Origin of the sequence: Micromonospora sp. HM5-17, assembly GCF_003762835.1 — a bacterium.
Classification (GTDB): Bacteria; Actinomycetota; Actinomycetes; order Mycobacteriales; family Micromonosporaceae; genus Plantactinospora.
Map to the genome: position 1 here is coordinate 775563 of NZ_RJWA01000001.1, position 12346 is coordinate 787908.

Below are 12346 nucleotides of genomic sequence, written 5' to 3' on the forward strand. Positions count from 1 at the left end.
CTTCACGCCAGGCGGCGCGGCAGCCGACGCTCCGCCAGGGATGGCGGCGGAATGGCGGATGGGCCGCCAGAGCGAGGATGCCGGTGGGGATCGGGCCTGGACCGACTCCTCGACGCGGTACCGGCCCGGCGGGTCGTCCTGATCGCGGCGGCGTGCGGGGCTGTGGCGGGGGCCGTGCTCGCCGGGCCGGTCGCCGCGCTCGTCCTCGCCACCTACGCGGGGCTCGCCGCGCGCGTCGGATGCCGCCGTCGTGCCGGTCGCCTCGCCCGCCGGATGCGTCGCGTTCAGCTCGACGGCTTGGCCGCGCTCGCCGCCGACCTGCGTGCTGGGCTGCCGCCGTCGGCGCTCCTGTCCGCACCTGCCGGAGTCGACCCCGCCCCGTCGTCCGTCCGGCTCGCCGAGCTGACCCGGGCGGCCGTCCGCCTCGCGGAGCAGACCGGCGCGCCGTTGGCCGAGCTGTTGGAGCGGATCGAGGCGGACGCACGGGCGATGGATCGGGGTCTGGCCGCGGCCGACGCCCAGGCGGCCGGAGCCAGGGCGACCGCAGGACTGCTCGCCCTGCTGCCGCTGGGCGGCATCGCCCTGGGGTACGGCATCGGCGCCGATCCGCTCCGGGTCCTGCTGCACACCCCGGTCGGTGCGGCCTGTGCGGTCGGCGCGATCGTGCTACAACTCGCCGGCCTCGCCTGGGCGGAGCGGCTCGGTAGCACCCGGGTGGCGGGATGACCCCGGCCCAGGCCGCCGGTCTCGTGGCGTTGGCCGGCGTGGCTCTGCTGGTGGTGATCCCCGGCCGGTCGTCCCGGCGATCGTCCCGGCGTCGCCTGGCCGTACTCGACCAGGGCGGAGCGCCGGCAGACTCGGGCGAGTTGTCCCTGGTCGGCGCCGCGGCGGGGCGGAGAACGGTGGTCCGGCCCGGGCAGCGCACCGTTCCCCGACGTCGGGGTGCCGGGCCGGGGGCGCCGTGGCGGACGGCCACGGTGGGAGCACGGGCGAGCGGGGGTGCGGCCGGCGCCCCGACACCGGCAGGGAGACGACGGCTCGGGATCGACCGGATCCGGCTCGTCGCCGCGCTCACCGGACTGACCACCGGAACGCTGCTCGGCGGGTGGCTCGCCGTACCGGCCGGGGTGGCGACCGCGGTCCTCCTGGACCGGGCGCTGCGGCGGCTGGAACCGGCGGCGGCCCGGCGACGGCGGCTTCGTGAGGCCGAGGACCTTCCGCTCGCCGCCGACCTGCTGGCGGCGGTGCTCCGGACCGGTGCACCGGTCGACCACGCGATCTCGGCCGTCGCCGAGACGCTCGGCGGTCCGCTCGGAGCGCGACTGCTTCAGGTCGGCCGGATCCTGCGGCTCGGCGGTGATCCGGATGAGGCCTGGAGCCAGCTCGCCGGGGTCGCCGGTGCCGACCGATTGGCGCGGGCGGCCATCCGGTCGGCGGCGAGCGGAGCCGCGCTCGCCGGAGCGCTGACCCGACTGGCGGACGACCTGCGTGGCGACCGGGCCACCGCCGCGGAAGCGGCGGCGCGTCGGGCCGGCGTGCTGATCGTGCTGCCGCTGGGTCTGTGTTTCCTGCCGGCCTTCATTCTCGCCGGCCTGGTGCCGGTGATCGTCGCCGTGCTCGGTGACGTGCTTTGACCAGCATCAACAGAAAGGATCGCATCCATGCTGCGCAAACTGACCGCCCGGCTGCGGGGCGACGCCGGGATGAACACGGCGGAGTACGCCGTGGGCACACTGGCGGCGGTCGCCTTCGCCGGGCTCCTGCTGAAGGTCCTGACCTCCGGTGACGTGCAGGCCGCGCTGGCCGCCGTGATCGAGCGGGCGCTGCGGTGACCGGGCGCCGGCTGGTCGACCGCGACCGGGGCTCCTTCACCGCCGAATTGGCGGCCGGCCTGCCGGCGCTGCTGCTGTTGCTGCTCGCCGGGCTCACCGCCGTCGGCGCGGTGACGACCAAGGGCCAGTGCGTGGACGCGGCGCGGGAGGCGGCGCTGGCCGCCTCCCGCGGTGCCCCCGGGATGTCGGCCGGAGCCGCCGTCGCGCCGCGCGGCGCGGTCGTCTCGGTCGCCGTGCAGGGCGACCGGGTGGTCGCCACCGTGCGCGCGCCGGTTCGGGCGCTTGGCGCTGGGCTTCCCCGGCTGACGGTGAGCGCGACGGCGGTCGCGGCGGTGGAGCCCGGCGCTCCGGAGCCGGCGCCGTGAGGCCCGGCGTCCCCAGGTCGGGGCTGAGCGCGCAGCCGACGGCGTCCGATCGCGTCGGGCGGGGCCTCAAGCGGGCGGCGTCTGGGTTGGATCGTCCGGGCGTGGACCGTCCAGGACCCGAATCGGATCGCCCCGGGTCGGTGTCCGGCCCGACCGCGGGGTCGGCCGCCCGGGCGGTGCGATCGCGCCGGATCGGCCCGGTGGCGGGTGGCGGCCGGTCCGGCCCGGGGCGGCGGCGAGGCGGGCGCCGCCAGGGCAGGGGCCTCGACTGGAGCCGCCGGCCGGAGCGCGGGAGCGCGAGCCTGTGGTTGCTGGCGGTGGGGCTCGCGCTGGTGGTGTTCAGCCTCGGCGCGGCGGCGGTCGGGTCCGCCCGGGTCGCCCGGCACCAGGCGCGGGTCGCGGCAGACCTCGGCGCGCTCGCCGGGGCGGCGCACGCCCTGGACGGGGCGGGAGCAGCCTGTGCGCGGGCCGCGGCGATCGCGGCGGCGAACAGCGCCCGGGTCGGGAGGTGCGCGCTCGACGGGCTCGACCTTCAGCTCACGGTTGAGGTGCCGGTCGAACCCCTACCCGGCCTGCGCCGGATCGCCACCGCGACCGCCCGTGCCGGCCCGGTCCGGGGCTGACGGGGCGGTCTCCGGTCATGCGACTCGCCTTACCGGACCGGACCTTGATGTTGCGGCGTGCCGGCCCGGGCTGACGGCGCGGTCCCGGCGGACACGCCGGGACCGGGCCCGACGGCGGCGGTGCCGGCGAAGGCGGTGATCCGGTCGGCGGCGGCCCGGGCAGCCGCACGGGATCGGACCGATGACGACAAATCAGATCGTCTATCGTCTATTGACTTAGTTTTGTTGTCAAACTAACTTGTCTCCTGAGGTCATGTCGCGCGCCATCCACCCAGGTCGACAGCCCGGCCGTCCCGCCGGGTCGACAAGGAGGTCATCGTGCCGCGTACCGCCCGGGTCACCCTCGGCGCCCTCGTGCTCGCCGTCGTCATGACCCTCACCGTCGCTCCCGCTCCGGTCCACGCCGCGGTCTGGAGCTCCAGCGACCGCTGGGGCACCTGGTCCAGCGGTGGCTACACGCTCTACAACAACGTCTGGGGATCCGGGTACGGACCGCAGACCATCTGGGCCAACTCACCGAGCAACTGGGGAGTCTGGGCCGACCACCCCAACACCGGCGGCGTCAAGTCGTACCCGAACGCGACTCGATACATCGGACGCCGGGTCAGTGCCATCGGACCGGTCACCAGCAGCTTCGCCGTCACCGTCCCGACCAGCGGCGTCGCCTTCGCCACCACGTACGACATCTGGTCGGCCGACCACGCCCACGAGATCATGCTCTGGATGAACTGGTACGGCCCGGTCGGACCGCTCGGCACCTTCCAGGTGACCGCGACGGTCGGCGGGCACACCTGGAACATCTACCGCGGCTCGAACGGGTCGAATCAGGTCTACTCGTTCCTCCGGACCTCTCACACCCACTCGGGAACGATCGACGTGCGGGCCATCGTGACCTGGATCCGTAACCGCGGCTGGTTCGGTGACGTGACGGTCGGCGACGTCCAGTTCGGCTACGAGATCACCTCGTCCGCCGGTGGCCGCGACTTCGTCACCAACAGCTTCTCGGTCTCCGGCTGACAGCCCGACCGCTCTCGCCGGCACCGCCGGGTCGGAGCGGATGGTGCGAGCGCTCAGCGCGTGCCACCCTCGGTCAGTCGGCGGGCCACCCAGGTGTTCAGCACCTGGTGGATGTTGTAGAGCATCTGGTGGATCTGGTCCAGGCGTTCGGCCTGGGCCAGGGCCGCGTACGCCTGGGAGAGCGCGATCTGCTGATCGACGGTGAGATGGGCTTGGTCGATGGTGTACAGGAGCTCGACGGTCTCGGCGATGGTATCGGCCACGACGTCCTCCTCGGGCGGATTCGTGGAAGCGCTCCCAGACTAACGTAATTAGATCGTCATAGATTTATGTCTGCGAATACCGACTATCGTGATCCGGGATCGTCCGACCCCGCCGAAGCGGTCGTCGCCAGGTTCGCCAGCACCACGTCCAACACCCGTACCGCCTCCGCCTTGGCCAGCGGGTTGTTGCCGTTGCCGCACTTCGGAGACTGGACGCAGGACGGACAGCCGGTCTCACATCCGCACTCGGCGATCGCGTCCCGGGTCGCGGACAGCCAGGCCGAGGCGACCCCGTACGCCCGTTCGGCGAACCCGGCCCCGCCCGGGTGTCCGTCGTAGACGAAGACGGTCGGCGCCTCGGTGTCCGGGTGGTTCGCGGTGGAGAGCCCGCCGATGTCCCAGCGGTCGCAGGTGGCGATGAGCGGCAGCAGCCCGATCGCGGCGTGCTCGGCGGCGTGCAGTGCCCCCGGTACGTCGGCCGTCTCCACCCCCGCCGCCGCCAGTGCCTCCGGAGAGACGGTGAACCACACCGCGACCGTGCGCAGTTCCCGGGCCGGCAGGTCCAGCGGTCGGGTGTCCAACACCTCGCCGGAGGAGAGCCGCCGCCGCTGGTACGACACGACCTGGTTGGTCACGTCGACCTCGCCGAGGAAGAGCCCGACCGGTCCCGCGTCCAGGTAGGAGCGGACCGAGACGACCGAGAGCGAGGTGACGTCCCGGGGGTGGGTCGACCAGTCCGGCTCCTCGGCGTGCACCAGGGCGCAGCCGTCGGCCAGGTCCAGGTCGTCCACCAGGTACGACACCCCCTGGTGCAGGTAGACCGCGCCCGGATGGACCAGGAAGTGCGCCGAGCCCGGATCCACGGTGCCGAGCAGCCGTCCGGTCGCCGCCTCCACCACGTCGACCGGGGAGCCGCCGGTGCCCCGTAGGTCCACCTCGGGCCGCTCGGGATGCCGCCAGTACCACCCGGTCGGACGCTGCCGCAGCGCGCCCGCCGCCACCAGCTCCTCCACCGTCTCCTTCGCGCCGGGTCCGAAGAGCTCCAGGTCCGCCGGGGTCAGCGGGGACTCGGCCGCCGCGCAGCACAGTTGCGGCCCCAGGACGTACGGGTTGGCGGGATCGAGGACGGTGGCCTCGACGGGGCGGCCGAAGAGCGCCTCCGGGTGGTGCACCAGATAGGTGTCCAGCGGGTCGTCCCGGGCCACCAGCACGGCGAGCGCCTCCTGCCCCGAGCGCCCGGCTCGGCCGGCCTGCTGCCACAGCGACGCGCGGGTGCCGGGGTAGCCGCAGATCAGCACCGCGTCCAGGCCCACCAGGTCGACCCCGAGTTCGAGCGCGCTGGTCGAGGCGAGCCCGAGCAGCTCTCCGCTCAGCAGCGCCTGTTCCAGGGCCCGTCGCTCCTCCCGCAGGTAGCCGGCCCGGTACGCGGCCACCCGAGCACCCAGGCCCGGCACCGCCGCGTCCAACGCCCGGCGGGCGGTGGTGGCGATCACCTCCGCCCCGCGCCGGGAGCGGACGAAGGCCAGGGTCCGCACCCCGGCCGCCACCGCGTCGCCGAGCAGGTCGGCGGTCTCGCGCAGCGCGGACCGGCGTACCGGCGCGGCGTCCCGGGTGCCGGACCCGGGCGGGTCGCCCGGATCGTCGTCGGCGGGGCGGGACGCGTCCGTGGGGTCGGCCGCCGACGGGGACGACGGCAGCAGCGGCGGCTCCCAGAGGGCGAAGGTCAGGCCACCGCGTGGCGAGGCGTCCTCGGTGACGGCGATGACGGGCAGGCCGGTGAGACGTTCGGCGACGGTCGCCGGATCACCCGAGGTGGCGGAGGCGAGGACGAAGACCGGCCCGTCGGCGGTACCCACCGGGCCGCTGGTCGTCCGGCGGTCTGTCGGGCGCCGCGCGGTCGGCACGCCGGCGAGGCCGCGGCCGGGCGTACCGGGGTAGCGGGCCACCTGTCGGCGTAGCCGGCGCAGTACGTGGGCCACGTGCGAGCCGAAGACGCCCCGGTACGTGTGACATTCGTCGACCACCACGAACGCCAGGCGCCGCAGGAACGGGGCCCACTTCGCGTGGCCGGGCAGGATGCCGTGGTGCAGCATGTCCGGGTTGGTGAGAACGAACCGGGAGTGCTGCCTGATCCAGTCCCGTTCTGCGCGCGGGGTGTCGCCGTCGTAACAGGCCGGTCGTACCCCGGGAAGATCGAGGCTGGCGACGGCGCGCAACTGGTCGGCGGCGAGCGCCTTGGTCGGAGCCAGGTAGAGCACTGTCGCCCGAGGGTCGGCGAGCAGGGTGGCCAGCGCGGGCAGCTGGTACGCGAGCGACTTTCCCGAGGCCGTGCCGGTGGCGATCACCACGTGCCGTCCGTGGTACGCGTGGTCGGCCGCCTCGGCCTGGTGCCGCCAGGGCGCGACGACCCCCTGCCGGGCCAGCGCGGTCCGCAGCTCCTCCGGCACCCAGTCCGGCCACGGCGCGGCCTCGCCGGCGCGGGCGGGCAGCCGTTCGACGTGGGTGACCGGGTCGTCGCCGGGACCCCCCGACGTCCGGGCGCGCAGGCGTCGCAACAGTTCGCCTGGGTCACCCGGCCCGGCTGGCCGTGGCCGGACGCCCCCCGGACCGGCCGATACTGTTGCGGGAGATGTCACGCCCTGCACTCTCGCACCATCGGATGGGTACCGGGCAACCGGGGCCGCTCGGGCCCGACCGGAGGCCGTCACTCCGGGGTCGATCCGGTCGCGAGACGGCGGACGCCGGCGCACGCCACCGCCGCGGCCGACGTGACCCGGGCGGGCCGGTCCACGTCCGCCGGGGTCGCCGTCGGTGCGGGCCCCGCTGGTCGGTGGTTAGATGCCAGGAGCGTTCCTGGTGGTCAGAGGAGGACTGATGGAGCTGTCGCTGACGACCCGCAGCACCGGCGCGTACACGGTGTTGGAGGTCGGCGGCGAGGTGGACGTCTATACCGCGACCCGGCTGCGGGAGCGTCTTGTCGAGCTGATCGACGGCGGGGCACACAGGGTCGTGGTGGACCTGGGACGGGTCGACTTCCTCGATTCGACCGGCCTCGGTGTGCTGATCGGGGCGCTGAAGCGGCTGCGTACCGTCTCGGGCACCCTCGCGCTGGTCTGCGACAAGGAGCCGCTCCTCAAGATCTTCCGGATCACCGCGCTCGACCAGGTCTTCCCGATCCACCCCACCCTCGACGCCGCGATCGCCGCGGACACCTCGGATCCCGGTGCGTAGCGGCGACGGTCGGCGCGTGATGGCGAAGGTCAGACTGTCGTTCACCCCGGCGCCGGTGCACGTCCGCACCGCCCGGCTGGTGGGGGTCGCGGTGGCTCGCCGGGCCGGGGTCGCCGAGGAACTTCTCGACGAGGTGCGGCTGGCCATCGGGGAGGCGTGTGCGCGGGCGGTCGCGCTGCACCGCCAGTACGGGCTCGCCGACCTGGTGCTGGTGGAGATGTCCGACGGTCCGGCGTACACGGTCCGGGTGATCGACCGGGCTCCGATCGAGGCGGGGGTGGGGCTTGCCGCGCTGCCCCCGGACGAGCTGGCCAACGAGGCGCTGACCGACGAGGCGCTGACGGTTGGGGTGGGATTCGCCCTTCTTGCCGGTTTCGTGGATGATTTGCAGGTGCGGCCGGCGGACGACGGGATCGGCACCGAGGTCCGGATGGCCTGGCCGATCAGCCGCTAGCCCGGGTCGCCCCGACCCGGTCACCGGTCGTGCCGCCGCGGGTCGGGCTGTCGGCGCGCGTCGATCGAGCCGGTGGCCGCCGGCCAGGCATCCCGAGAGCCCGGCGTCGGGCGCCGGCCGAGCAGTGTCCGGGCGGTTCCGGCGGACGTAGCCCGCCGCCGTTCGGGTGGTCGGGGCACGGGGTGGTCGGGGCGGGATTCTCCGCCCCACGGTTCTGTTGCCCCTGATGGATGGCGCGCGGCATCGACGCGAGCCGGGACATCGCGATCAGTGCTCCCGGCCGCTCCTCCGCACTCGTGCGTGGCGCACATTAGCAGAGTTTCGCCGCTAGCACAGCGACGAAGATCATCGTGACCGGGCGGGTCCTATGTGTGACCTCCAACACGGCAGAGGACTAGAGTACCCGGGGTTATTAGCAAGTGTGCTGGTCCTGCCCGTGCGGAGGGGGCGACTGCCCCGACCGTCCCGGGCGGTGGCGGACTTGCGCGTTGTCGCTCCACGCGTGGAGTCGTCTGGCCGGTTTGTCCGCCGGCCGGCGCGAGTGTTCGGTACAGGAGGACATAGATGTCCAAAGTCTTGGCCGCCGACGGTGGTGGGCTGTCCCTTGACGGCGAGAACCTGTCGTACGTCGTCGTCGCCGCGGTCATCGCACTGGTGGCGCTCGGCTTCGCCGGCGCGCTGACCAGAGCCGTGCTGTCGAGCAACAAGGGCACCACCAAGATGCAGCAGATCGCGGGGGCCGTCCAGGAGGGCGCCACGGCGTACCTGCTTCGCCAGTTCAGGACCCTCGGCGTGTTCGTCGTACTCGCCGTGGTGCTGCTCTTCCTGCTGCCGGTGCACGACACCGACGGCAGTGAGACGCTGGTGAAGATCGGTCGCTCCGCCTTCTTCGTCGTCGGCGCCGCCTTCAGCGCGTTCATCGGTGGGGCCGGCATGGCGCTGGCCACCCGGGCCAACCTCCGGGTCGCGGCGGCGGCCCGGGACCACGAGGGGGGCCGGGAGAGGGCGATGCAGATCGCCTTCCGGACCGGTGGCGTCGTCGGCTTCCTCACCGTCGGCCTGGGCCTGGTCGGGGCGGCCGCGGTCGTCCTCATCTTCCGGGGCGACGCGCCGACCGTGCTGGAGGGCTTTGGCTTCGGCGCCGCGCTGCTCGCGATGTTCATGCGGGTCGGCGGCGGCATCTTCACCAAGGCGGCGGACGTCGGCGCCGACCTGGTCGGCAAGGTCGAGCAGGGCATCCCGGAGGACGACCCGCGCAACGCGGCGACGATCGCCGACAACGTGGGCGACAACGTCGGCGACTGCGCCGGCATGGCGGCGGACCTCTTCGAGTCGTACGCCGTGACCCTGGTCGCCGCGCTGATCCTCGGCCGTGCGGCCTTCGGGGAGCAGGGCCTGGTCTTCCCGCTGATCGTCTCCACCATCGGCGTGCTGATCGCCATCCTCGGGGTCTTCATCACCCGGCTGCGCGCCAGCGACCGGTCCGGACTGACCGCGATCAACCGGGCCTTCTACGCCTCGGCGGTGATCTCCGCGATCCTGGTCGCGCTGATGTCGTACGTCTTCCTGCCGGGGACCTGGGCCGAGCTGCTCGGCGACGACTGGCGCGACCGGCTCGGCCTGGCGGCCGACGCCGCCGAGCCGATCGACCCGCGGATCGTCGCCATCGGCGCCGTGGTGATCGGCATCGTGCTGGCCGCCGCCATCCAGGCGTTGACCGGCTACTTCACCGAGACCAACCGGCGGCCGGTGAAGGACATCGGCAAGTCCTCGCTGACCGGCCCGGCGACGGTGGTGCTCGCCGGCATCAGCGTCGGCCTGGAGTCGGCGGTCTACTCGGCGCTGCTGATCGGCGCCGGCGTCTTCGGCGCGTTCCTCCTCGGGGGCAGCTCCATCACGCTGTCGCTGTTCGCGGTGGCGCTCGCCGGCACGGGTCTGCTCACCACGGTCGGCGTCATCGTCGCCATGGACACCTTCGGCCCGATCTCCGACAACGCGCAGGGCATCGCCGAGATGTCCGGCGACATCGACGAGCAGGGCGCGCGGACGCTCACCGAGCTGGACGCGGTCGGCAACACCACCAAGGCGATCACCAAGGGCATCGCGATCGCCACGGCGGTGCTCGCCGCCACCGCGCTGTTCGGGTCGTACACCGACACGCTGGGCGCCGCGCTCCGCGACGCGGGCTCGGATCTGGCGATCGACGAGCTGCTCAACGTCGCCAACCCGCGCAACCTGGTCGGCCTGATGGTCGGCGCCGCGGTGGTCTTCCTCTTCTCCGGTCTGGCCATCAACGCGGTCTCCCGCTCGGCCGGCGCCGTGGTGCTGGAGGTACGCCGGCAGTTCCGCGACCTGCCCGGAATCATGGACGGCAGCCAGCGGCCCGAGTACGGCAAGGTCGTCGACATCTGCACCCGGGACGCCCAGCGGGAGCTGATGACCCCCGGCCTGCTCGCGATCATGGCGCCGATCGCGGTCGGCTTCGGGCTCGGCGCGGGTGCGCTGGCCGCGTACCTGGCCGGGGCGATCGGCGCCGGCACCCTGATGGCGGTCTTCCTGGCGAACTCCGGAGGCGCCTGGGACAACGGCAAGAAGCTGGTCGAGGACGGCGCGTTCGGCGGCAAGGGCTCGGACGCGCACGCGGCCACGGTGATCGGCGACACCGTCGGTGACCCGTTCAAGGACACCGCCGGGCCGGCGATCAACCCGCTGATCAAGGTGATGAACCTGGTCTCCCTGCTCATCGCGCCGGCCGTGGTGGCGTGGAGCGTGGGCGAGGACCAGAACACCCCGCTGCGGGTCGTGGTCGCGGTGGTCGCGGCCCTGATCGTCGTCGCCGCGGTGCTGTTCAGCAAGCGCAAGCCGGTGGCGATGTCCGGCTCGGGTTCGGACGACACCGGCGCGGCCAGCCCGGACAAGAAGCCGGAGCCGGCCCAGGCCTGAGCCGGGCGACCACACCACGCCCGTGGGCGACGCACCGGCCCCGGTCCGACCCCCCCGCGTCGGGCCGGGGCCGGTGCGCACCGGTACACCCGCCGGTACGCTCCGCCGCCCGGCGCGCCTCGGCGGGGATGCCGACGAGGTAGCGATCGGTGAGATCACTGCGATCGGGTACGGCCCGGTCAGCCGCGGCCCGTCGCCGTCGGCGCGCTCCCGGACCGACCGGCGGCACAACGCCCGCCGCACGACGTCGGCCAAACGCCGTACGCTGCAACGCATGCGTATGCCCCGCGCGGCAGCCGCCGGACGCTTCACGGTGGTCCTGTGCACCATCGCCGTTCTGCTCCTCGGGGCCTGCGGCGGAGGCCCCACCCCACAGGCCTGGGCGGCGGCGGTCTGCACGGCGCTGGCCCCGTGGCGGGCCGAGATCGGCACCCTGACCCGTAGCACCCAACAGCAGATGACGGCGCAGACCAGCCCGGCGCAGGCGAAGGAGAACCTCGTCCGCCTGCTGCGGGGCGCGGAGGCGGCGAGTGAGACCGCCCGCAGGAAGGTGGAGGCCGCCGGCGTGCCGGACACCGAGAAGGGCGAGGCGATCTCCCAGGCTTTCCTCGCGTCGCTGACCGCGGTCCGGGACGCCTACGGCCGGGCCAGCGCCGCGATCGAGCAACTCGACACCACGCGACCGGCCGAGTTCTACCAGGGGGTCCGGGCCGCGGTCGACACTCTCAACAAGGAGTACAGCGCCAGTTCCCTCGACACCAGCGAACTGGACTCGGTGGAACTCCAGCAGGCCTTCGACGAGGTTCCGGAGTGTCGCTGACGGGAGGTGTGGGAGTGTCGCCGACGCCGCCCGACGCACCGGACCGGCACGTGCCCCAGGCCGCCGGCAAACCCGCGCCCGCCGCGCGGCAGCCGCCCGTCGACGATCACCAGCGACCCGGCCGGCAGCTCTCCCTCTTCGGTGTCGAGGCCACCGAGCCCGCGCCCGGAGATCTCGCCGGGCTCCTCGCCGGCCCCGGCGAGGTGGGCCGGATGGGGGGCACCGCCCGGGTCTCGATCGTGGTGGACGCGGCCTGGCGGGTCCACGTGCTGGTGGCGGAGCTGGCCCGGCGCGGGCTGACCGCCAGCTGGATCGGTCGGGTGGCGGAGCAGCACGGGGTGCGGACCTCGTACAGCACCCGGCTCGCCCCGTTGGCGGCGGCCTGGCTGCGGGGTACGACGAAGCGGCCTCCGCCGGGATTCTTCCTCACCGGCCCCCGGCTGCGGCTCTGGGTGGCGGCGGCGGGTCAGCCCGAGCCGTCCGGTTTCCTGCTCCGGCTCGGCGCTGCCGACGAGAGCTGCTGGGAGCCGGTCGGCGCGGCGCTGGCGGCGGTCGGGCTGCCGGCGGTGCTGCTCGACGCGGGGACCGGCGGCCCGGCGTACCGGATCAGCGGGCGGCGTCGGCTGGGCCGGCTGGCGGAACTGGTCGGGGAGCGGCCCCCGGCGGCCCCACCCGAGCAGTGGCCGGGCGGCGCGGCGTGATTTGACCCGACCGGTTGCCGGGCGGCGGCAGGTCGGCCGGAGCGGCAGGACCGCGAACGGTGTGACCTGAGCCCCGACCGCGCCCCGGCGACCGGTC

The 12346-nt window shown here is 73.9% G+C and carries 13 protein-coding genes; 11 read left to right on the forward strand and 2 right to left on the reverse strand.

From position 1 onward, the window contains the following. Window positions 1-51: 51 nt before the first annotated feature. The 6 genes from EF879_RS03515 (at window position 52) to EF879_RS03540 (ending at window position 3837) form a co-directional block, all read left to right on the forward strand. On the forward strand, window positions 52-726 hold the full coding sequence (locus EF879_RS03515; RefSeq protein ID WP_233604193.1) for a hypothetical protein: 675 nt from the start codon (window positions 52-54) through the stop codon (window positions 724-726). A 251-nt stretch (window positions 727-977) separates the two neighbouring features. Then, complete coding sequence (locus EF879_RS27910; RefSeq protein ID WP_370375449.1) at window positions 978-1634, forward strand: type II secretion system F family protein; 657 nt, start codon at window positions 978-980, stop codon at window positions 1632-1634. A gap of 27 nt (window positions 1635-1661) precedes the next feature. Then, a complete protein-coding gene (locus tag EF879_RS03525) occupies window positions 1662-1832 on the forward strand; it encodes a DUF4244 domain-containing protein (protein WP_199736108.1) in 171 nt (56 codons plus the stop codon). After that, a complete protein-coding gene (locus EF879_RS03530; protein WP_123554548.1) occupies window positions 1829-2197 on the forward strand; it encodes a TadE family type IV pilus minor pilin in 369 nt (122 codons plus the stop codon). The genes EF879_RS03525 and EF879_RS03530 overlap by 4 nt, the downstream gene beginning before the upstream one ends. A gap of 200 nt (window positions 2198-2397) precedes the next feature. Next, the gene (locus EF879_RS03535) at window positions 2398-2820 is read left to right on the forward strand and encodes an Rv3654c family TadE-like protein (RefSeq protein ID WP_370375438.1); all 423 of its coding nucleotides are present in this window, start codon (window positions 2398-2400) and stop codon (window positions 2818-2820) included. 318 nt (window positions 2821-3138) lie between these two features. Beyond that, window positions 3139-3837, forward strand: coding sequence for a hypothetical protein (locus EF879_RS03540; RefSeq protein WP_233604194.1), 699 nt, complete (start codon window positions 3139-3141; stop codon window positions 3835-3837). A gap of 53 nt (window positions 3838-3890) precedes the next feature. Here EF879_RS03540 and EF879_RS03545 read toward each other — a convergent pair whose 3' ends face one another. Then, the gene (locus EF879_RS03545; protein ID WP_123554552.1) at window positions 3891-4100 is read right to left on the reverse strand and encodes a hypothetical protein; all 210 of its coding nucleotides are present in this window, start codon (window positions 4098-4100) and stop codon (window positions 3891-3893) included. An 83-nt stretch (window positions 4101-4183) separates the two neighbouring features. Further along, window positions 4184-6736, reverse strand: coding sequence for a DEAD/DEAH box helicase (locus EF879_RS03550; protein ID WP_123554554.1), 2553 nt, complete (start codon window positions 6734-6736; stop codon window positions 4184-4186). A 238-nt stretch (window positions 6737-6974) separates the two neighbouring features. Here EF879_RS03550 and EF879_RS03555 point away from each other — a divergent pair, with 238 nt between their 5' ends. From EF879_RS03555 to EF879_RS03575, 5 genes are all read left to right on the forward strand, one after another. Next, entirely contained in the window at window positions 6975-7331 is a 357-nt protein-coding gene (locus tag EF879_RS03555; protein WP_123554556.1) for an STAS domain-containing protein, read from the forward strand. Window positions 7332-7347: 16 nt separating this feature from the next. Then, entirely contained in the window at window positions 7348-7785 is a 438-nt protein-coding gene (locus EF879_RS03560) for an ATP-binding protein (protein WP_123555345.1), read from the forward strand. 564 nt (window positions 7786-8349) lie between these two features. Then, window positions 8350-10728 (forward strand): sodium-translocating pyrophosphatase, encoded by a 2379-nt coding sequence (locus tag EF879_RS03565; RefSeq protein ID WP_123554558.1) that lies wholly within the window; start codon window positions 8350-8352, stop codon window positions 10726-10728. A 274-nt stretch (window positions 10729-11002) separates the two neighbouring features. Continuing rightward, window positions 11003-11548, forward strand: coding sequence for a hypothetical protein (locus EF879_RS03570; RefSeq protein WP_123555347.1), 546 nt, complete (start codon window positions 11003-11005; stop codon window positions 11546-11548). Further along, window positions 11539-12249 carry a hypothetical protein gene (locus EF879_RS03575; RefSeq protein ID WP_370375439.1) on the forward strand — a complete coding sequence of 237 codons (711 nt, stop codon included), beginning with the start codon at window positions 11539-11541 and terminating at the stop codon, window positions 12247-12249. Before EF879_RS03570 ends, EF879_RS03575 begins: the two co-directional genes overlap by 10 nt. Window positions 12250-12346 lie beyond the last annotated feature (97 nt).

What these genes read in the sequence shown, in the direction of transcription:
- EF879_RS03570 (WP_123555347.1), top strand. Translation starts at nt 11,003, where the DNA reads ATGCGTATGCCCCGCGCGGCAGCCGCCGGACGCTTCACGGTGGTCCTG.
- EF879_RS03515 (WP_233604193.1), top strand. Translation starts at nt 52, where the DNA reads ATGGCGGATGGGCCGCCAGAGCGAGGATGCCGGTGGGGATCGGGCCTG.
- EF879_RS03525 (WP_199736108.1), top strand. Translation starts at nt 1,662, where the DNA reads ATGCTGCGCAAACTGACCGCCCGGCTGCGGGGCGACGCCGGGATGAAC.
- EF879_RS03555 (WP_123554556.1), top strand. Translation starts at nt 6,975, where the DNA reads ATGGAGCTGTCGCTGACGACCCGCAGCACCGGCGCGTACACGGTGTTG.
- EF879_RS03565 (WP_123554558.1), top strand. Translation starts at nt 8,350, where the DNA reads ATGTCCAAAGTCTTGGCCGCCGACGGTGGTGGGCTGTCCCTTGACGGC.